General features: G+C 67.4%; 17 protein-coding genes and 3 tRNA genes. 7 read left to right on the forward strand and 13 right to left on the reverse strand.

The genetic code is table 11. From position 1 onward, the window contains the following. Positions 1-23: 23 nt before the first annotated feature. Entirely contained in the window at positions 24-647 is a 624-nt protein-coding gene (locus VEC57_01155) for a YdeI/OmpD-associated family protein (protein HYB97718.1), read from the reverse strand. 115 nt (positions 648-762) lie between these two features. Then, a tRNA-Leu gene (locus tag VEC57_01160) sits at positions 763-848 on the reverse strand. A 376-nt stretch (positions 849-1,224) separates the two neighbouring features. Here VEC57_01160 and VEC57_01165 point away from each other — a divergent pair. From VEC57_01165 to VEC57_01175, 3 genes are all read left to right on the forward strand, one after another. After that, positions 1,225-2,637, forward strand: coding sequence for an aldehyde dehydrogenase family protein (locus VEC57_01165; GenBank protein ID HYB97719.1), 1,413 nt, complete (start codon positions 1,225-1,227; stop codon positions 2,635-2,637). A gap of 13 nt (positions 2,638-2,650) precedes the next feature. After that, on the forward strand, positions 2,651-4,951 hold the full coding sequence (locus VEC57_01170; GenBank protein ID HYB97720.1) for a PQQ-dependent dehydrogenase, methanol/ethanol family: 2,301 nt from the start codon (positions 2,651-2,653) through the stop codon (positions 4,949-4,951). Positions 4,952-5,174: 223 nt separating this feature from the next. After that, the gene (locus VEC57_01175; protein ID HYB97721.1) at positions 5,175-5,909 is read left to right on the forward strand and encodes a Coq4 family protein; all 735 of its coding nucleotides are present in this window, start codon (positions 5,175-5,177) and stop codon (positions 5,907-5,909) included. Between the two features lie 23 nt (positions 5,910-5,932). Here VEC57_01175 and VEC57_01180 read toward each other — a convergent pair. Then, positions 5,933-6,008: transfer RNA gene (locus tag VEC57_01180), tRNA-Cys, on the reverse strand. Between the two features lie 193 nt (positions 6,009-6,201). On the opposite strand from VEC57_01180, the gene VEC57_01185 reads away from it, so the two are divergent. Next, on the forward strand, positions 6,202-7,266 hold the full coding sequence (locus tag VEC57_01185; GenBank protein HYB97722.1) for a 3-isopropylmalate dehydrogenase: 1,065 nt from the start codon (positions 6,202-6,204) through the stop codon (positions 7,264-7,266). A gap of 11 nt (positions 7,267-7,277) precedes the next feature. Here VEC57_01185 and VEC57_01190 read toward each other — a convergent pair whose 3' ends face one another. Genes VEC57_01190 through VEC57_01210 form a run of 5 tightly spaced genes read right to left on the reverse strand, consistent with a single transcriptional unit; the run spans position 7,278 to position 10,410 of the window. Then, the gene (locus VEC57_01190; protein ID HYB97723.1) at positions 7,278-7,595 is read right to left on the reverse strand and encodes a (2Fe-2S) ferredoxin domain-containing protein; all 318 of its coding nucleotides are present in this window, start codon (positions 7,593-7,595) and stop codon (positions 7,278-7,280) included. Positions 7,596-7,638: 43 nt separating this feature from the next. Further along, entirely contained in the window at positions 7,639-7,983 is a 345-nt protein-coding gene (locus VEC57_01195; protein ID HYB97724.1) for a nitroreductase family deazaflavin-dependent oxidoreductase, read from the reverse strand. 55 nt (positions 7,984-8,038) lie between these two features. Continuing rightward, complete coding sequence (locus VEC57_01200) at positions 8,039-9,289, reverse strand: aminotransferase class III-fold pyridoxal phosphate-dependent enzyme (protein HYB97725.1); 1,251 nt, start codon at positions 9,287-9,289, stop codon at positions 8,039-8,041. Beyond that, entirely contained in the window at positions 9,286-10,137 is an 852-nt protein-coding gene (locus VEC57_01205; GenBank protein HYB97726.1) for a hypothetical protein, read from the reverse strand. The genes VEC57_01200 and VEC57_01205 overlap by 4 nt, the downstream gene beginning before the upstream one ends. Next, on the reverse strand, positions 10,138-10,410 hold the full coding sequence (locus VEC57_01210; GenBank protein ID HYB97727.1) for a BolA family protein: 273 nt from the start codon (positions 10,408-10,410) through the stop codon (positions 10,138-10,140). It lies immediately after the preceding gene. A 28-nt stretch (positions 10,411-10,438) separates the two neighbouring features. On the opposite strand from VEC57_01210, the gene VEC57_01215 reads away from it, so the two are divergent. The 3 genes from VEC57_01215 to VEC57_01225 all read left to right on the forward strand — a co-directional run bounded on the left by VEC57_01215 (position 10,439) and on the right by VEC57_01225 (position 13,510). Continuing rightward, on the forward strand, positions 10,439-11,290 hold the full coding sequence (locus tag VEC57_01215; GenBank protein ID HYB97728.1) for a rhomboid family intramembrane serine protease: 852 nt from the start codon (positions 10,439-10,441) through the stop codon (positions 11,288-11,290). Continuing rightward, a complete protein-coding gene (locus VEC57_01220; GenBank protein ID HYB97729.1) occupies positions 11,287-12,552 on the forward strand; it encodes a DUF1329 domain-containing protein in 1,266 nt (421 codons plus the stop codon). The genes VEC57_01215 and VEC57_01220 overlap by 4 nt, the downstream gene beginning before the upstream one ends. Positions 12,553-12,748: 196 nt before the next feature. Continuing rightward, entirely contained in the window at positions 12,749-13,510 is a 762-nt protein-coding gene (locus VEC57_01225) for a urate hydroxylase PuuD (protein HYB97730.1), read from the forward strand. A 152-nt stretch (positions 13,511-13,662) separates the two neighbouring features. Here the strand turns inward: VEC57_01225 and VEC57_01230 are convergent, their stop codons facing one another. The 5 genes from VEC57_01230 to pgsA form a co-directional block, all read right to left on the reverse strand. After that, complete coding sequence (locus VEC57_01230; GenBank protein ID HYB97731.1) at positions 13,663-14,271, reverse strand: glutathione S-transferase family protein; 609 nt, start codon at positions 14,269-14,271, stop codon at positions 13,663-13,665. A gap of 188 nt (positions 14,272-14,459) precedes the next feature. After that, positions 14,460-15,683 carry a CoA transferase gene (locus VEC57_01235; GenBank protein ID HYB97732.1) on the reverse strand — a complete coding sequence of 408 codons (1,224 nt, stop codon included), beginning with the start codon at positions 15,681-15,683 and terminating at the stop codon, positions 14,460-14,462. 50 nt (positions 15,684-15,733) lie between these two features. Next, complete coding sequence (locus VEC57_01240) at positions 15,734-18,157, reverse strand: integrin alpha (protein ID HYB97733.1); 2,424 nt, start codon at positions 18,155-18,157, stop codon at positions 15,734-15,736. A 333-nt stretch (positions 18,158-18,490) separates the two neighbouring features. Next, positions 18,491-18,567, reverse strand: a tRNA-Gly gene (locus tag VEC57_01245). 107 nt (positions 18,568-18,674) lie between these two features. Next, positions 18,675-19,283 (reverse strand): CDP-diacylglycerol--glycerol-3-phosphate 3-phosphatidyltransferase, encoded by a 609-nt coding sequence (pgsA, locus tag VEC57_01250; GenBank protein ID HYB97734.1) that lies wholly within the window; start codon positions 19,281-19,283, stop codon positions 18,675-18,677. Positions 19,284-19,411 lie beyond the last annotated feature (128 nt).

The following is a 19,411-nucleotide window of genomic DNA, read 5'->3' on the forward strand; positions in this document are numbered from 1 at the left end:
CGCGGCCCGCACGCATCGCCGCGTCAAGGATTGCCTCGACCACTCCGGGCTTTGCTGCGGTTGCCGGCGACGTTCCCGCGCGCGCGGATGTTCTGCGATGCGAGCCGAGCCGTCTCTTCGATCCGGCGCGCGCGCGTCTCCGGCTTCTTCGCCTCCAGGATCCAAGCCAGGATCATTCGCTTGACCGATGCGGGGAACATCTCGAAGTGGACGCCGGATCGGCGATGGCGCCGGAATGCGGCCGCCAGGTCGCGTGGAATCTCGAGCGCCTCGACGCCGTCGAGGCGGCTCCACGATCCATCCGCCTGCGCCGCCGCCACCTTGGCCAGCCCGGCTGCAGTCATCCGGCGCTGCGCGATCATGCGTGCGACGCGTTCCTTGTTCAGCGCGGACCACCGGCTCCCGGACTTGCGTGGACTGAACCACTGCATCGATCGAGTCGCGTCGAGCGTCATCGCTTTGCTGTCGATCCAGCCGTAGCAGAGCGCCTCTTCGACGGCGTGTGCGTACTCGACGCGAGGCTTGCCCGTCTCACGCCGATACCAGACGAGCCAGACGCCGGTCGTGCGCCGGTGATTTTTCGCCAGCCAGGCGCGCCACTGAGCGCGAGTGAAGGGATGAACGGCGTTGGCGGGAAGCCTGGGCATGCGGTGGTGCGATGTCTCGGTTCCTGGCCAGGCAGCTCGGCAATGGTTCGTGCCACGCGAACGCAGCGTCAGGCTCGTGTGCGAGCGGAAGGTCGCATGCACGCCCTGCTCGAAGTGCCGGGACCGGGACTCGAACCCGGACGGCCGTTGCCGGCCAGGGGATTTTAAGTCCCCAGTGTCTACCAGTTCCACCATCCCGGCGGATCCGAGCGTGACGTAGCCACGTTCGGAGGAACCTTCGGAGCGCGCAGTCTAGAACGCAGCACGGCGCCGCGCGACCGGCACGCCGGCGGCTCCTATCTCAAGACACCTGCAGCGGAGGCCGCACGCGCCGCTCCCCGACGCTACACGCGATGCTCGAGACTTGAGCGCATGCCCTGCTGCGGAGGTCAGCCGCAGCCAGAATGCCCAAAGCAAGACCTGACCCCATTGCGGCGCGGGGGGCGGCCTTGGAGCGGGCGATTTCTGCCATTGGCGCGGCGGTAGCCGGTGCAGGCTGGCCCACCCCTGGCATCCGCGGTACATCCTCGGAAGAAGTCCGGCGGCCATCGTGGTCAGGGCCGGCAAGGAGCGGACCATGGCAGCTACCGCCGCAAACATCGCCTTCGACACCGACGCCCGCGACCGCATCGCCGCAATCCCTGCCCGTCTTCGCGAGACGTTCCGCACGGGCAGGACGCGTCCGGCAGCCTGGCGCAAGGAGCAGCTTCGAGCGATCGAGCAACTGCTCAAGGAGAACACGCAGCGCTTCGAGGAGGCGCTGCGCAAGGACCTCGGCAAGCCGGCCTTCGAAGCCTACACGACCGATCTCGGATTCCCTTTGGGCGAAGCCGCGCTGGCGCTGAAGAACCTCGATTCGTGGATGCGGCCGCAGCGCGCGCCTCTGCCGGCGATCCAGAAGCCCGGCAAGGCCTGGATCCAGTTCGACCCGCTCGGAGTGGTTCTGATCATCGCACCATGGAACTACCCCGTGCAGCTCACCTTCAACCCGCTGGTCGCGGCCGTTGCGGCCGGCAACTGCGCGGTGGTCAAGCCGTCGGAGATGACTCCGGCGACCTCGGCCCTGATCGCCGAGCTCATCCCCAGGTACATGGACAACGACTGCATCGCGGTCGTCGAAGGCGCGGTCGAGGAGACCACGCTGCTTCTGGAGCAGCCGTTCGACCACATCTTCTACACCGGCAACGGCCGCGTCGGACGCGTGGTGATGGCGGCGGCCGCGAGGCACCTGACGCCGGTGACGCTGGAGCTGGGCGGCAAGAGCCCGTGCATCGTCATGCCGGACGCCGATCTGGACGTGGCCGCGCATCGCATCGCCTGGGGCAAGTGGACCAACGCCGGCCAGACCTGCACCGCTCCCGACTACGTGCTCGTGCACAGCGAGGTCGAGGAAGAGCTGGTCGAGAAGCTCAAGGAGACGCTGGCCGAGTTCTACGGCGACGATCCCAAGGCTTCCGACAGCTACGGCCGCATCGTCGGCGACCGTCACGTGGAGCGGCTTGCGAGCGTTCTGCAGGACGACGTCGAAGTCGTCGCGGGCGGACAGATCGACCGCGCCCAGCGTTACGTCGCGCCGACCATCGTTCGAGCAAAGCCTACGGCCAAGGTGATGGAGGATGAGATCTTCGGCCCCATCCTTCCCATCCTCACCGTCGAAAGCGAGCAGGAGGCGATCGACTTCATCAACGAGCGCGAGAAGCCGCTGGCGCTCTACGTCTTCACCTCCGACAACACGCTGGCGCAGCGCGTGCTCGGCGAGACGAGCTCGGGCGGCGCGTGCGTCAACGCCACGCTCTGGCATGTGGCGAATCCGAACCTGCCCTTTGGCGGCGTCGGGCCCAGCGGCATGGGCTCCTATCACGGGCGCTGGGGCTTCGAGTGTTTCAGCCATCGCAAGGCGGTGGTGCAAAAGCCGACGCGGATGGATCCCAAGGTCGCCTACCCGCCCTACACGCGCATGAAGGAGTGGCTGGCCCGCAAATTCATGTAGGCCGCAAGACGAAGTGACGGCAACGTTTGGCGGCGCGCTCGCGCTCGCATCCCTTCTGCTGACGGCGCGCGCGCTGGCGGCGCCGGCGGCTCTGCACGCGCAGGCCCTGGCGGCGCACGCCGACATGCATCTTCCTGGCAGAGCTGCGCCGCACGAGCCGCAAGCCGATGCGGTGGTCGCGCAGGCATCGGCAACCGGCGCGGTTGCAGCGCCGGCCTCTTCGACCGCAACGCCGTTGAACGGGCAACGCCCGCCGGCATGGGTCGACACGCAGCGGCTCGAAGCGGCCGATACCGAGCCGGGACAGTGGCTCGGCCACGGCCGCACCTTCTCCGAGCAGCGCTTCAGTCCGCTCGCCAGGATCGACAAGAGCAACGTTGCGCAGCTCGAGCTGGCCTGGTTCTACGATGCCGGCACCACGCGCGGCAACGAGACGACGCCGCTGGTGATCGACGGCGTCCTCTACGCCACCGGCGCATGGAGCAAGGTCTACGCGCTGGATGCCGCCACGGGAAAGCAGCTGTGGATGTACGATCCTGCCGTGCCGGGGGCCAAGGCCCGCGACGCGTGCTGCGACGTCGTCAATCGCGGCGTGGCCGCGTGGAAGGGCCGCCTTTATCTCGGCGCGCTCGATGGCCGCCTGATCTGCCTGGACGCTGCAACCGGCAAGGTCGTCTGGGAAGTGCAGACCACCGACACCGCCCGTCCCTACACCATTACCGGCGCGCCGCGCGTGCTGAAGGACAAGGTCATCATCGGCAACGGCGGCGCCGAGTTCGGGGTGCGCGGCTACTTCAGCGCTTACGACGCCGACACCGGCCGGATGCTGTGGCGCTTCTACACGGTGCCGGCAAGCAAGACCGGGCCGTTCGAACATCCCGAGCTCGAATTCGCGGCAGCGACGTGGTCGTCCGATTCGCTGTGGGAGTCGGGCCTCGGCGGAACCGTCTGGGACTCGATGTCCTACGACCCGCAACTCGACCTCCTCTATGTCGGCGTCGGCAACGCCTCCGTCTACAACCGCGAGCAGCGAAGCCCCGGCGGCGGAGACAATCTGTTCGTCGCCTCGATCCTGGCCGTCGATCCGGACGATGGATCGCTCCGATGGCACTACCAGACCACACCGGGCGAGGCGTGGGACTACACGGCCACGCAGCACATGATCCTGGCCGACATCGTCATCGGTGGCGCCGCGCACCAGGTACTGCTTCAGGCACCGAAGAACGGCTTCTTCTACGTGCTCGACCGCAAGACGGGCGACCTGATCTCTGCCGCGCCCTACATCGACGTCTCCTGGGCCAGCGGCATCGACATCAAGACGGGCCGGCCCATCGAGCGCGCCGAGGCGGCCTGGAACAAGGGCCGTTCACTCGTCACTCCCGGCATTCCCGGTGGCCACAACTGGCATCCGATGGCCTACAGCCCGCTGACCGGGCTCGTCTACATTCCGACTTTCGAATCGGTGTACGCCTACCTGCCCGACGCCAGGTACAAGTACGCGCTCGGCCACTTCAACACGGCCGAGGATCTGCCGTCGGTGGCGGCCGAGGTCGAAGGCTTCGAGGAGCTGGCACGCTACAACGTCCGCACGCATCTGACGGCGTGGGATCCGGTGCGCAACGCGCAGGCCTGGCAGATCGATCATGGGCACGGCATTCCTGCCGGCGCTCTGGCAACGGCCGGCGGCCTGGTCTTTCAGGGCCGGACGTCGGGAATGTTCGCGGCGTATGATGCCACAAGCGGGCAGCTGCTGTGGGAGCGCGATGCCGGCACCGGAATCATGGCATCGCCGGTCACGTACGAAGTCGCCGGTGAGCAGTTCGTCGCCGTCATGACGGGCCTCGGCGGCTCCGCCGGCGGTCATTACACGCGCGTGCCGGCGCCGAACACCGGCCGCATCGTCGCGTACAAGATCGGCGGCCAGGCGGTGTTGCCCTCGCCCCCCGAGCCCGCAGCCAAAACCATCACCGCTCCAGCCATTCCGGCCACTGCCGAGCAGCTCGAGCGCGGACGCGCGCTCTACAGCATGCACTGCGCCCGCTGCCACGGCGTCGGCACGATCAGCTCGGGCCTTTATCCGGACCTGCGCTTTTCGGCCGCCGAGATCTACACCGTCTGGAACCAGATCGTCCTTGGCGGCGTGTTCGCGAGCAGAGGCATGGCTTCCTTCGCCGACGTTCTGAGCGAGCAGGACGCGCAGGACATTCGGGCGTACGTGGCCTCGAGAGCACGGCACGAGCCGGGCTGGCTCGAGTGGCTAGGCCAGGCACTCGCCGGCCGGCTCCAGCTGCCTGCACGGTGGCTGGCGCAATAACCGGACGCCCTGCGGGCGATGGCGCTGCCGCGGACGCTCTTGCGGCCTGGCCGCGCGCTTCCGTTGCAGTGCAAGGCTGTGGCTCGCGCCCCTCGATGCGCGGGAGGTTTCTTCTGCCATTCGGCTTTGGTCGCACTTCTGCGTGTTGACACGAGTGTAAGGTGCACCTACGCTGCAAATAACCGGGCCGAAGTAGCGGAGAGGCGGCAAAGGAGACAGCGCGATGAACGGTGTCAGAGGCCGAGGCGTCCTGAAGCGAAGGATCGACCCCAAAGAGGCAAATCGAGCCATCAAGCGGCTCTTGAACAATCCCGACGATACCGCCCAGGTTTTCGCGATCATCCGCGCGCTTACCGGTGATAGCTTCGAGCGTCTCTTCCAGAGGACACTGGCCGATCCGGAAGGTCGCCGGGTTCTGGAAACGCGCACGGATCTGGTGGGCGTGCTCGAGGACCGCGAGCGGCTGCGCTCGATGCCGATCGGATCGCTTGGCCGCACGTACGTCGAGTTCGTCGAGCGCGAGCACATCTCCGCATCCGGCCTCGTCGACGCCAGCGACCAGCACATCGAGGAGAGCGTCTTCCTCGACCCGCGCGCCAAGAACCTGTCCGACCGCCTGCGCGACGCGCACGACATCTGGCACGTCGTCACCGGCTACGGGCGCGATCTGCTCGGCGAAGGCTCGCTGCTGGCGTTCACGTGCGCGCAGGTACGCAATCCCGGCGTGGCCTTCATCGTCATCGCGGGCCTGATCAAGCTCTACGCCAACGGGCACAAGGACGCGCCGCGGCTGTTCTGGCAGGGATTCCGTCGCGGTCTCAGGGCGCGCAACATGACGGCCGTCGACTGGGAAGGCTGGCTCGAGCGGCCGCTCGAGGAGATTCGCGCCGAGCTGCGGGTGGATGCGCCGCCCGTTTATGAGCCTCTGTTCTCGGAGGCTGCGGCGGCGCTGCACTGAGGCCTGTCGCTGTTCTGGAAGAGTGGAGGCGGCGAGCGGATTTGAACCGCTGCATGGAGGTTTTGCAGACCTCTCCCTTAACCACTTGGGTACGCCGCCTGGAGCTTGCGAGTATGTCAGCGTCGGGGTCGATTTCAACCTGCGCGCGCATGCGCCGGTCGGCTTGTAGCGCAGCGATTCTCCGCTAATATCCGCGCGATTTTCGGGCCGACGACGGGTCATCGCAGGCCCGTCGCGCAGGCCGCGCAGGCGGCCGATGCCCTTCCTCCAAACCAATCGCAGGAGTCCCGCTTTGCACAAGATTGCCGTCATTCCCGGCGATGGCACCGGCCCCGAGGTCGTTGCCGAAGCTCTCAAGGTCCTCAGCGCGGCCGCCGACAGCTGCGGCTTCAAATACGAGACTACCGAGTTCGACTTTGGCGGCGACCGCTACCTGCGCACGGGCGAGGTGCTGCCGGAGACGGCAGTTGCCGACCTGCAGAAATTCGACGCGATCCTGCTCGGAGCCATCGGACACCCCGACGTCAAGCCGGGTATTCTCGAGAAGGGCATCCTGCTGCGCCTGCGCTTCGAGCTGGACCTGTACATCAACCTGCGACCGGTCAAGCTCTATCCCGGTGTCGAGACGCCGCTGGCCGACAAGGGGCCCGAGCACATCGACTTCGTCGTCGTGCGCGAGAACACCGAAGGCCTCTACGCCGGCGCCGGCGGCTACCTGCGGCGCGGCACGCCGCACGAAGTGGCGGTGCAGGAGTCGGTCAACACCCGCCACGGCGTCGAGCGATGCCTGCGCTACGCGTTCGAGTACACGCGCAAGCGCGGCCGCCGCAACACGCTCACGCTTTGTGGCAAGACCAACGTCCTCACCTATGCGTTCGACCTGTGGGAGCGCGCGTTCCACGAAGTGGGCAACGCCGACTATCCCGACATCAAGCGCGAGTACGCGCACGTGGATGCCACGTGCATGTGGATGGTGAAGAACCCGGAATGGTTCGACGTGATCGTCACCGACAACATGTTCGGCGACATCATCACCGACCTCGGCGCGATGATCCAGGGCGGCATGGGCATCGCCGCCGGCGGCAACATCCATCCCGGCAAGGTCTCGATGTTCGAGCCGATCGGCGGCTCGGCGCCCAAGTACACGGGGCAGAACGTCATCAATCCGATGGCGGCCATCGCCGCCGCGCAGATGCTGCTGGCCGAGCTCGGCGAGACGCGGGCGGCCGATCAGATCGAGAAGGCCATCGCGCACGTGGCGGCCGAGAAGCTCGAATCGATGAACGCCGGCCGGATGGGCTACAGCACCACGCAGGTCGGCGACCTGGTCGCCGACGCCGTCGCCACGCTGTCGTAGCGCCGCCGCAGCTATTGGTCGAAGAACGGGTCGCGCAGCCGATCCACGGGCTGGCCGCCGATCATGTGCCGCTGGACGATTTCGGGAACGTCGGCTTCGGTGACGCCCGTGTACCAGACGCCTTCGGGATAGACGACGATGGAGGCGCCGCGCACCGGGCACGGTCCGAGGCAGCCGGTCGCGGTCAGGTTGACCTCGGCCGACAGCCCCCGTCGTTCCCTCTCCTCCCGAAGCGCGAACAGAACGGACTCCGAGCCGTTGACGGCGCAGGATGCCTTGGGGCCGCCTTCGGAGCGTCGATGAGTGCAGACGAAGAAGTGTCGTTTCACGTCGATGCTCCAGCTGCGATGACAACGCGAAGGAACAAGGCTGTCAATCCTTCAGGCGCCCGCGAAACGTGGCGTAACGTCCGCGGCGCACCAGCAGCGCGATGATCCTGCTAAGGATCGGGTATTTGGCCGCGATGGCGGCGCGATACCGCGCGGTGCCCTCCGCATCGGTGACCGGCTCGAACGTGCACTCCAAAGGGCCGGTGCCGAAGTCGACTTTGGCGCGGCCGGAGGCCCGCACGTTCTTTACCCAATTCCGGTTGCCGTCCATGCTGCCGATCCAGAGCTCGCCGTCCACGTCCGCGTACCAGATCTTGACGTTGAATGGCTTGCCCGAGCGCCGCCCGTAGTGCGTCAGGATCAACGTGGCCTGCTTCGGCAGCTTCACGGCCGGTCCTTTGCGCGGCGCGACTTCATCGAGGGCAGGCTTCGGGCCGACGGCTTCACGCGCGATCCTTGCCGAACTTTCGCGCCACGGCGGCAAACCCGGCCTCGGCCGCCGCGAGGCCCGCATCGATGTCGGCATCTTCGTGCGCGGCCGAGACGAACCAGTTGTGGTGCGGATGGAAGAACGCGCCATTGGCCGCAGCCTCGCCGGCGAAGAGGCGGTTGCGATCGAAGCCGCCGGCATCGGCCACGAAGCTCATGAACGGAATGGCCGGCGGTCCGCTGATCGTCACTTCCAGGCCGTAGCCGCGAGCGCGCTCGATCAGCCCGTCGCACAGCCGCTGGCCGGCCCGTTCCATCCTGGCGATGGCGCCGCGCTTTTCGATCTCGGCCACCGTCGCGATGGCGGCGGCGATGGGAACGGCCTGTGTGAAGAAGGTACCCGTGACGAACACGGCCCGCGCCGCATCACGGAGCGAATCGCGGCCCATCATGACGGCCAGCGGATACCCGTTGGCCACCGCCTTCGAATACACGAGCATGTCCGGTGTCACGCTCCAGCGCTGCGTCGAGCCGCCGATGTGCAGCCGGAACCCCGCGCGCACGTCGTCGACGATCATGACGCTGCCGTGGCGGGTGCACAGATCGCGCACCGCCTGCAGGAACCCCGGCGCGGGCATCTCCTGATCGTGCATGGCCTCGTGACGAAACGGTGTGACGATCACGCCGGCCACGCGGCCGTCATTCTGCGCGAACGCGTGCTCGAGCGAGCCGACATCGTTCCAGACGAAGCTGGCGATGTTGGCGCGGTCGGCGGCGGGAAAGCCACGGCCGAACGAGTTACACCAGCCGTGCACGCCGTGGTAGGTGCCCTGCGCCATCACGACGACGTCGCGGCCGGTGGCGTGCCGCGCCACGGCGAGCGCCCAGGTGCAGACGTCGGAGCCGTTCTTGGCGAACATCGCCCAGTCCATGCCGACCGTGATCGCAACCAGCTTCTCGGCCAGCTCGACCATGTTCGGCGGCGGAACGTTTCCGCTGTCGCACTGACGGCGCTGCTCCTCGGCCGCGGCCTCGACCACTGGATCGAGATAACCGAGCACCATGGGACCATACGCGCACAGGAAGTCGACGTACTCGTGCCCGTCCGGATCCCAGACGCGGCAGCCGCGCGAACGCGACAGGAAGCGCGGAAAGATGCCTTCGACGAGGAAGGATGGGCTCTGGTGGCCGTAGATGCCGCCGGGGATGACGCGCTCGGCACGCGCCATCAGGGCATCACCGACGGGATGCTCGAATCTGCTCATGGGTTCTCCATCGAGGAGTCGACTCTATGCGAATGCGCAGCCGAACGGGAAGCGCGTCCGTGCCCGCTGGACCCGGCGCCCTCGGTGCGATCACGACCGGCGAACGCGCAGAAGCCGCCAAGGAGCGCAGCGATCAGCCCCGTCGCCACTTCCACCGGTGCATCGGCTGGCGGCGCGAAGATCTCTCCTACGCGAGGCGCGAGCAGTGCGAGCACGATGGCAGCCCATCCCGTCATCGTCGCCTGCAACCACGCCGGCGTCGGCGCCGCGGCGGCACGCGCCGTGGCCACGGCCAGCGCGACGACGGCAAGCGCCATGGCCAGCACCGCCAGGCTCGGCGCGATCGCGTAGCTGGGCGCGGCGCCATAGAGCAGATCGATCTGGTAATAGACGACGCCGAGCCAGCACGCGCTGGCGGCCAGAGCGGCCCGCGGCGCCAGCCACGGCGCCACTCGCGAGAGCAGCGGCGCTGCCGGCAGAGCCGAAATGCCGAGCACCGCGACCAGTGCGACCAGTGCGCCCCACCCCGCTCCGCCGCCGGAGACGTACGCCAGCACCGCCAGCCCCAGCATCGCCGCTCGCGCAAGCTCGGCGGCGGGCGGCCGCGACCTCGTCAGCGTGCGAAAGGCTGCGGGAACCGAGATGGCGAAGAACGCGATCAGCGCCGGCAGCAGCACGAAGGACGCATGCATCGCTCCGACGGTGGATGGGGCCAGGAGCCTGGCCAGCAGCGACTGCGAGGCCCGGCCGCTTACGGCCAGCAGCAGGAAGCCGGGCGCGGGAAGCAGCACGGTCAGCGCAAGAAGCCCCGCATAGAAAAGCTCCCGGTTGCGCAGGACCAGCGGCATCTATCTGGGCGCTGCTTCCTCGGGCGTCAGCGTCGTCAGCGCCAGCGCATGGACGCTGCCGCCCATCTCGTTGCTGAGGGCCTGATAGACGAGCCGGTGACGCGCAACCGGTCCGAGACCGGCGAAGCGGTCCGAAACCACGCGCACGAGGTAGTGGCCGCCGCCGCCGCTGCCCTTGTGTCCGCGATGGCGGCCGCTGTCGTCTTCGATAACCAGCTCGGTCGGCGCCAGCGCTGCCGTCAGCTTTTCGCGGATGACGTCGACGGTGTGCATCCGGCCAACCATGTGGCACGCTCGGTCCATGAGCAACCCGACGGCCCGCACCGTCTTGCGTGCGGGCCTCAAGACCCACCAGGCGCAGCAAGCGGTCATCCTCCTGCTGGCAATGGGCCTGGATGCGCAGGCGCGCAATCAGCCGCCGCTTGGCTGGGAAGTCAGCGTGCCCGAGGAGCAGGCCGAGCGGGCCGAAGCCCTGCTGCGCGAGAAGGAGCCCGAGCGCCCGGCGCCGCCGCCGGCGCCGACGCTGTTTCCGCACGGCGCATGGTCGGGAAAGGCCGCGTACGCAGCGGCGGGCCTGGGCGCGTTGTGCGTGGCGATCCACCTGTACGTGCACGAAGGCGTCGGGCCATCGCCGCGCTCACGGATGATCGAAGCGGGCGCGGTGGTGCCCTATCTCGTCGCGCAGGGCGAGTGGTGGCGGCTGCTGAGCGCGGTCTTTCTGCACTTCGACATACGCCACTTGGTCAGCAACATGTCGGCGCTGGCCATCCTCGGCCCACCGCTCGCCGCCGAGCTGGGCGTGGGGCGGTTCCTGGCGGCCTTCGTCATCAGCGGCGTTGCCGGCAACGTCCTCAGCCAGCTGCTGAACGCCAGCGCTGCGGTCAAGGCCGGCGCCTCCGGCGGCGTGTGCGGCATCCTCGGCGCGCTGGCAGGGACGGCGCTGCCGTATGCCGCCGGAACCTATGAGCAGCGGCGTCCGGCGTGGCAGACGCTCGGTGCTCTGGCGGCGTTGTTCGGGATGATGGTGGGGTTCGAGCCGGGTCGCGATCACTATGCGCACGTCGGTGGCGTGCTGGCGGGCGTGGTGCTGGGGCGCTGGCTGAGGCCGGCAAACTCACGCATCCTGCCGGTCCCCGACCAGGACGCCGGATGAGGCCGCCTTCACTGATCGTTGCCGCGATGTCGATGCTGGCTGCGCTCGCTGCCCCAGCCGCTGCCGACGAGCCGCCGGTCGGCACCATCATCACCGGTCAGAACTACCAGGCGTATACCGACCACATCGGCCCATCGATCCAGTGGTCATTGGATCGCGGGCTGCGCATCGAGGTCATCGCACCCGAGTATGTTCCGCTCGAGCCCGCGCGGCTCGAGGCCACGCAGAAATACCACGCGCAGTGCAAGCTCTCGAAGGACAAGAACAGGGTCGAGAACTACATCGCGGGGCTGCCCTTCCCCTTCGCCGACGAGAAGGATCCGGATGCGGCCGTCAAGCTGATGTTCAACTACGAGAACCGCATCGTCGTCGACGACCTCGACGTGCGCAATTTTGAATGCGACACAGGGAGCCTCGATCCGAAAAGCGGCCTGCGCATCGAGCGTCATTTCGTGCTCGGGCACTTCCGGCGCCTCTACTACGTCAGCCGCCTCTACCATGATCCCAAGCCGACGTGGGTGACGCCCGACGGCATCCGCTATCGCGAGGTGCTCCATCCGATCCTGGAGCCGTTCGATCTCAAGGGCGTCGGCCTGACCTACAACCGGCACCAGGACCCGTTCCGACAGGACGACAGCTGGCTCTACTACCCGCTGCTCAAGCGCGTGCGCAGACTGTCGTCGGCGCAGCGCTCGGACGCGTTGTTCGGCCAGGACGCCGACATCGACAGTTACGGCGGCTTTGCCGGCAACCCTGCCTGGATGGAATGGCGCCTACTCGGCACGAAGCGCCTTCTGGCGCCGCTGCACACCAGGAACTTTCCCGCCCGATGGGCCGCCGGCGGCGCGAATTTCCTGTTCGACGACACCTGGGAGATGCGCGACGTCTACGTCATCGAAGGGCGCTCGCGTCTGCCCGAGTACGCGTACTCGCGGCGCGTGATCTACCTGGACCGGCAGAGCTTCGTCATCGCCTACACCGAGCTGTACGACAAGAAGGGAGCGCTGTGGAAGGCCTGGGTCAATCAATGGAAGATCGGCCGCAAGCCCTTCCCTGCCGCCAAGCGCGCCGTCTATGACTACGAGCAGCAGTTCATCCCGGCTCTGAGCATGTTCGACATGCAGCTCGACCACGCCACGCGCTGTCTGCTGCCCTCGCCATCGATCGCCGGCGAGGAAGGCTGGTACTTCAACTTCGGCGCGGCCGAGGGCACGACCGAGGACGTCTTCCTCATTTCCAACATCATCGCAGGCGGCCGCTGAGGCGCCGACGCGCCGAGCGCGACGAGGCGTGCCGCGCGTCGGGCAGCCGCAGCAGTCGTGGGCATCGGGGCAGGCGGTGCCTTGGCGCTTTGCCCTTGTGCGGGCCGCTGGCGTCCCTGTCCCTGGCGCGCTATAGGTCGGGCAACCCGGGGACTCGGGAATTTCCCATCTTTTCTGCAGCGAAGGAGAGCACCAGATGAGCTATCTCGACCCGTACCTGCGCTGGATTCACATCATCGCGGGCATCGTTTGGATCGGTCACCTGTACTTCTTCAACTTCGTCAATGCGCCCTTCCAGACCACCATCGGTGGTGACGTCAAGAAGGCGGTCAATCCCGAGCTCCTGCCGCGTGCGCTGTGGTGGTTCCGCTGGGGCGCCGCCTGGACATGGATCACCGGCGTGCTGATGGCGATGATCCTCTTCTATCACGGCCGTCTTGCGCTGGAGGGCGAGGCGAGCTGGTCGATCGCCGCGCTGGTGGCCATCCTGCTGACCTTCGGCGGCTTCCTCGTCTACGACATGCTGATCTCGTCGGAGGCCATCGGCGACGTCAAGATCAAATACGCGGTCGGGTTCGTGCTGGTCGTCATGGTGATGCTCATCATGCGCTGGGCCGGCTTCAGCTACCGCGGCACGCTCATCCACGTCGGCGCGATGTTCGGCACGATCATGGCTTTCAACGTGTGGTTCCGCATCTGGCCCGCCCAGCAGAAGATCATCACCGCGGTCAAGAACGGAGAGGCGCCCGATGCCAAGCTCGTGGCGCTGGCGGGCCTGCGCTCACGGCACAACACCTATCTGTCGGTGCCGCTGCTGTTCACGATGATCAATCAGCATACGGTTACCGCCTTCCCGGACTCGGTGCCGCGCGAGGTGGGGCTGGGGATCATCATTCTGGTCGGTTGGCACGTGGTGTGGCAGCTGTACAAGCGGTCGGGCGCGGTCAAAGGCTTCTAGGGCGGCAGGCCGCGCAGGGCGTTCTGCGGCGTCTCGCGTGCTCGCTCCGGCGGGCCTCCAGCCCGCCTGCGCTGTGCACGCGGCGCGCGCCTTGCATCTCACCCGCTCTGCGCGGCCTGGTCGGCGTGGGCTCGTCGCTTCCCGCCTCGCCGTCACGCGCCGGCTGAAGGCCGCGACTTCATCGCTTCGTGCCACCTGGCGAGATTCGTGAGGCTGGGGTCATAGCCTTCGCCGACCAGGCCGCCGAAGTCGATGGTGCAGAAGAGCGTGATGTCGGCGATGGTGTAGCGGTCGCCGGCGACGTAGGGCCGGCTACCGAGGATTTCGTCGATCCATGCAAGGCGCTTGCGGGCGGCAGCTCGGCTCGGCTCGACCATGCCTTCGACCTGCGTGATGCGGCCCTTGAAGAAGGGACTGCCGTGCCGGAACGCGCCGAGCAGCGGGAACATCACCTCGAGCTCCATGCGCCGCTCCCACATCCTGGTGAACGCGCGCTCTTCGGGCGTCCGGCCGATCAGTGCCGGCTCCGGATGCAGATCCTCGAAGTACTCACAGATGGCAAGGCTCTCGGCCAGCACGCGGCCGTCATCGAGCTCGAGCGCCGGAAGCGTTCCGATCGGGTTCTTCGCCAGAAACTCGCGCTGGCGGTTGGCGCCCGAGCGGATGTCGACCTGCTCCAGCGGCACGGTAATGCCCTTCTCGGCCAGGAAGATGCGCACGCGGCGCGGGTTCGGTGCGATGGTCGAGTCGTACAGTTTCATCGTCGGCTCCTGTGTCTCGGCGCATCCGGAGCGGGCAACCTAGCCGGTGACGCGATCAGTGCAAGAAGTGCAGTCGCTGCGGCGGGGACGATGGCGGCCTGAGCCGGCGCGACATCGACGACGACGTGCGAAGCGTTGCAAGGCGGGTGCGGCGAAGAGTTTGCGGCAGCTGGCGGACGGCCGCGCTGCTATCGCGGTGGCAGACGCGACGAGATGACGGCGTCGCGTTCGAGCGCAGCCACTTCTTCCGCCGACAGGCCAAGCAGCCGCGACAGGATCTCCGCATTGTGCTCGCCGCGAAACGCGGCGCTTCCACGCACACCGGCCTCGGCGTCCGAGAAGCGATACGGGCTGTTGAGCACGTACGTCGTCCGCCCGCTGCGGTCGTCGACGGGAACGGTCATGCGCCGGGCGCGCGTCTGCTCGGACTGCAGCGCCTCGGCCATCGTCACCACCTTGGCCGCCGCCATCCCGCGCGCGTGCAGCGTGGCCACCGCCGCAGCGGCGCTCGGCTGGCCTTCCACCCAGTCCTGCACGTGCGCCTCGAGCTCGGGCAGGCACGCCTCGCGCTTTTCGTAGGTGTCGTAGCGGGGGTCGGTCAGCAGCTCGGGCGCCTTCATGAGCGCGACGAGCTCGGCCCACTGCGCGCGCGGATCGGCGGGAATCACCACGTGCTCGCCCTTGCAGCGATAGACCCACGCACACAGGAAGTCGGTGTCGGAGCCGCCGTCGCCGAAGAGATGAAAATTGGCCGCCTCCTGGATGGCCAGCAGCGCATCATGCATGGCCATGTCGATGAACTGCCCTCGCCCCGTCCTTTGCCGAAGCTGGAGCGCAGCCAGGATCGCGATCGCCGCCTGCAGGCCTGTCACGGTATCGCCGACCGCCAGCACCGAGTCTTCGGGCTCGTGATGCCAGGCAGCCGCCTGACGGTGGAGCATTCCCGTGGCGGCGTGCACGACGCCTGCGAACGCTCGGCGACCGCGCTCAGGGCTGTCGTGGCCAAAGCCGCTGATCGAGCAGTAGATCAGCGCCGGATTGCGCGACCGCAGCGCCGCCTGGCCGAGCCCGAGGCCGTCCATGACACCGGGACGGAAATTCTCCACCACCACGTCGCACGCCGCGGCCAGAGATGCGGCCAGCTCGCGGCCGGCGGCCTTCTTCATGTCGATGGAGACGTTGGCCTTCCCCGCGTTCTGCTGCAGGAAGTAGCCGCTCATGCCGCCGCGCCGGCGGCCCAGCCGGCGCGACAGATCGCCCTCGGGCGTCTCGACCTTGATGACCTCGGCGCCCAGGTCCGACAGGATGCGGGTGCAGAACGGTCCGGCCAGCACATGGCTGAAATCGGCGACGCGGATGCCGGTCAGCGGCATCCGCGTCTTGTCGGGCGGAGAATCGGGAAAAGCTGCCAAGCAGAGACGGGGGCGGAAGACGCAGCCGCGCCTGCCGCCCCGACTTGGCTCTAGTTGCGGACGAACCGATCGGTGCCGGCGATGCTGCCGCCTTCCTCGGCGCCCGGAGTCGGGTTGAACTCGCGGAAGCGCTTCACGGGCAGGTTGGTGCCCTCGTACGCCAGCACTTCGTGCCCGCCTTCGGGTCGCGGGATCAGCACCAGGATCTCCTGACGCTCGTCCAGATCGACGTCGGCGGCGGCCACGCGCGCTCCGCCGGTGTAGCTGACCGGACGCGCCAGGATGCTGATGAGGTCGTCGTCGCGGCCGAACGTCACGCGATTGCCCTGATCGTCGAACACCTTGATCAGCGCGTTGCCCTGTCGCGGCGCCGTCACGATGCGCTTGTCGCCGCTGCCGGCCAGGTCGATGACCGCGACGTCCACACCCGAGAACTCGACGGGGTCGTACGCCAGGAACTGGCTGAGCAGAGCGCCCTCGCGGTTGAACACCTTGACGATCGGAACGCCGCGCGTGGTGCCGACGACGATCTCGTCCTCGTTGCCGCCGACCACGTCGCCGACGGCCACAGTGGCGCCGCCTGCGTTGATCGGGATGAACTCGTTGTAGACGTCGGTCGAGGCAAAGGCCTGGAACTCGTCGATGATGAAGAACGGGTCTTCCTCATCGAGGCGCTTGAAGATGCGCACGACCACGTTGCCGTCGGTCGAATCGGACTGCGCGCAGACCAGGTCCTCGTTGATTTCCTGGTCGATCTCGCCGCCGTCGCACTCGGCGCCCGACTGCACCTCGATCGGGAAGACGCGGAAGCGGTCCACCAGCTTGTCGCGGCGGCCCAGGCGGTAGACCTCGACCGTGGAGTCGGTGGAGCCGTGGCCGGTCGAGATCGCGGCCTGCACGGCCTTGGGAGCCGGCACATTGGCGCCGCGATCGTTCAGGACCGTCACGTCCAGCTCACCGAGCTGGATGCCGTTGAGGGCGACCGTGTCCATCTCGAGGCGGCGGCCGTTGCGGTTGAAGGAGCGCAGGCGCGCGCGCGTGGGCGTCTCGGGCAGCGCGGTGACGATGCGCGTCTCGAGGCCGCGGCGCCCCGCGAAGCGGAACAGCTCCTCGCCGTTGACGCCCGAAAGAATGCGTACCGTGCCGGCCCCGCGACGACCGAAGGGCGCGTCGCCGAGCGTGCCGACGAGGACATCCGGGACCTCGTCGAGGTTGAAGTCGAGGCCGCCTTCGAGCGCCCAGCCGAACTGCTCTTCGCGCCGGTCGCCCTCGAGCTCCCAGATCTGCGAGCCGTCCACGCCAGAGAGCGTGACGACGCGGCCGGCATCGGGCGCCTTCAGCTCGTTCACGAAGATGTCGAACTGCGAGGCCGCAGCCGCGAAGTCGGTGACGAGGTCGCCGTCGATGTCGCCGATGGTGGCCACGGCGTCGCCGAAGCGTGCGCCTTCCTGCACCTCGGTGTCGGCCTTGACCCAGTGTCGCTCGCCGTCGACGCCGAACAGCGTCACCAGACCCGACAGCCTCACGCCCGTGTCGTCGGAACCGTCCGAGCCGGCGATGAAATCCTTGATGCCGTCGTTCTGGACGTCACCTGCGTAATCGATCGACTTGCCGATGCCGTCTCGGCGCGCGCCGACGACACGGAAGAGCTCCTCGTCCAGATTGGTCGGGGAGACCAGGTCGACCACGCCGGCGCGGCGAACCTGGAAGATGTTGACCTCGTCGCTGCCGACGAGGAAATCGGTCACGCCGTCGCCGTCGATGTCCTCGGCGGCGGAGAGGCTGCGGCCGTAGTTCTTGCCGGCCTTGGGACCGACCTTGAATCCGAGGAAGTCGCCGTTGCGGCCCGATACGATCCAGACGCGGCCAGGCTGGCTGCGGCCGTCGGGAAGGCTGTCGGTGGAGGCGCTGACGACGAAGTCGTGCTTGCCGTCGTCGTTGACGTCGTTGAGAGGCTGGATCTTTTCGCCGAAGCCCGAGTGCGCGTTGGTGCCGAAGACGACCATGCGGCGCTTGCGGCGCTGCCACACGTCGACGCGCCCGGCCTGGTCCTTGGTGCGAACGAGCGGATCGCGCTGGTCGTAGGGGGTGACGTCGTAGCCGGGCGAGCCGACCGCAAGCTCATCGCGACCGTCGCCGTTGACGTCGCGGATGAAGGAGACCGCGGCGCCCATCCACTGACCGTCCTGGCTGCCTCTCTTGGTGAAGAGCTTCTTGCCGTTGCGCCCGTCCAGGACGACGACGCGACCCGCCTTCGGATGAAGACGGGCGAAGGTGCATGGCGCGCCGACGGCGATGTCATTGACGCCGTCGCCGTTGAAGTCGCCGTTGGCCGCGATCGCGAACCCCATCTGGTCGCCGCCGGTCTGGCAGGGAACATGAAAGGGTTGTGCGAAGGCCGCAGCAGGCAGCATCAGCATGACGAGCGACGCCAAGCCGAGGCCGGCGTGCAGCTTGCACGAAGTGGAGTTCACGATTCTCATACGCAGGGCTTCCCGTTCAGAGTCAGACGCCGCGTTGCGGCCCCCCGATACTATCGACATTCCAAGCCTTTACTAAAAACCGCGACCAGTGCGACCCACGCCCGTGAGTCGAGCGAAGGGGGCGAAGGGTTCCGCGGAACGAGCCACCACCAAAAGCCGCCGCTGCAATCTGGTCGAAGCATGCGGCCCCTTTGGCCGTTCCATAAGGCAGTCCCCCCTGAAAGCTCAAGCGTGAGACGGCATTCTAACAGAACGACCTGGGTATGCTACGGTTTCGGGCTCTCGAATTGAAGCCGAAAACCGAACGGCCATCGAGAGATAAGTTGGAGCGGGTGACCGGGATCGAACCGGCGACCTTCTGCATGGCAAGCAGACGCTCTAGCCAGCTGAGCTACACCCGCCCAAAGCGGAAAGACGGGCAGTTTGTAACCGAATCCGGCGTCCATGCAAGTGGGCGGTCGGGTGAAAAGGCCGCGATTTCACGGCCGACCCCGCATTTCCGCCACATTCACCCCCAGCGGGCCGGCCGCAGCCGGAGCCGTGCAAAGACCTGGAGGTGATAGTCCACGGCCGACCACGTGCCCACCACCGCCGACAGCACCAGCAAGGTCAGGCCGACGTCGTGGAAGCTGACCCCGAGGTACCGGTAATGAACGATCAGGAAGTGCACGCCGAGCGTCTGCAGGAGCATCTTCGTCTTGCCGGTGACCTCGGCGCCCATGACGATCCCCTCCACGGCCGCGATGCTGCGCAGGCCCGTCACCGAAAGCTCACGGCCGATGATGACCACCAGCAGCCAGCCCGGCACGCCGGGGTCTCGCTCGAGAACGCCGAGCATGACCAGCGCCGAAACCACCAGCAGCTTGTCGGCCAGAGGATCGAGCAGCTTGCCGAGCGGGGTGACCAGCCCGTAGCGCCGCGCGATCCAGCCGTCCAGAAAGTCGGTCATGGACGCCAGGAAGAACACGCCCATTGCGGCCACCGACTCGCGCGGCCCCGGATAGCTGAGCAGCCATACGAGCAGGGGAATGGCCAGGATGCGTAGCAGGGTCAGAATGTTGGGAAGCTGGCGGAACAGCTCGCTTCCGTCCTGCGCGTCGCTTCCGTCGTGTGGCATTACGCAACCCTACCGTGGCACGAAGAGTGCGCGCCGCGCAGCAGAGCGCGCTCAAGGTAGCCCTTTCCCCGCTGCGCCGCCACCCGCTGACAGGTGCTTTGGCCCCGTTCCGGTGAGCGAGTAGACTT

It is taken from the genome of Candidatus Limnocylindrales bacterium, from assembly GCA_035626395.1.
Lineage (GTDB): Bacteria > Desulfobacterota > Binatia > UBA1149 > CAITLU01 > DASPNH01.

Bases quoted from the DNA above. Each gene is read 5' to 3' on its own strand.
- VEC57_01155 (HYB97718.1), bottom strand. From the start codon at position 647: ATGCCCAGGCTTCCCGCCAACGCCGTTCATCCCTTCACTCGCGCTCAG.
- VEC57_01165 (HYB97719.1), top strand. From the start codon at position 1,225: ATGGCAGCTACCGCCGCAAACATCGCCTTCGACACCGACGCCCGCGAC.
- VEC57_01175 (HYB97721.1), top strand. From the start codon at position 5,175: ATGAACGGTGTCAGAGGCCGAGGCGTCCTGAAGCGAAGGATCGACCCC.
- VEC57_01200 (HYB97725.1), bottom strand. From the start codon at position 9,289: ATGAGCAGATTCGAGCATCCCGTCGGTGATGCCCTGATGGCGCGTGCC.
- VEC57_01205 (HYB97726.1), bottom strand. From the start codon at position 10,137: ATGCCGCTGGTCCTGCGCAACCGGGAGCTTTTCTATGCGGGGCTTCTT.
- VEC57_01210 (HYB97727.1), bottom strand. From the start codon at position 10,410: ATGCACACCGTCGACGTCATCCGCGAAAAGCTGACGGCAGCGCTGGCG.
- VEC57_01215 (HYB97728.1), top strand. From the start codon at position 10,439: ATGAGCAACCCGACGGCCCGCACCGTCTTGCGTGCGGGCCTCAAGACC.
- VEC57_01220 (HYB97729.1), top strand. From the start codon at position 11,287: ATGAGGCCGCCTTCACTGATCGTTGCCGCGATGTCGATGCTGGCTGCG.
- VEC57_01225 (HYB97730.1), top strand. From the start codon at position 12,749: ATGAGCTATCTCGACCCGTACCTGCGCTGGATTCACATCATCGCGGGC.
- VEC57_01230 (HYB97731.1), bottom strand. From the start codon at position 14,271: ATGAAACTGTACGACTCGACCATCGCACCGAACCCGCGCCGCGTGCGC.
- pgsA (HYB97734.1), bottom strand. From the start codon at position 19,283: ATGCCACACGACGGAAGCGACGCGCAGGACGGAAGCGAGCTGTTCCGC.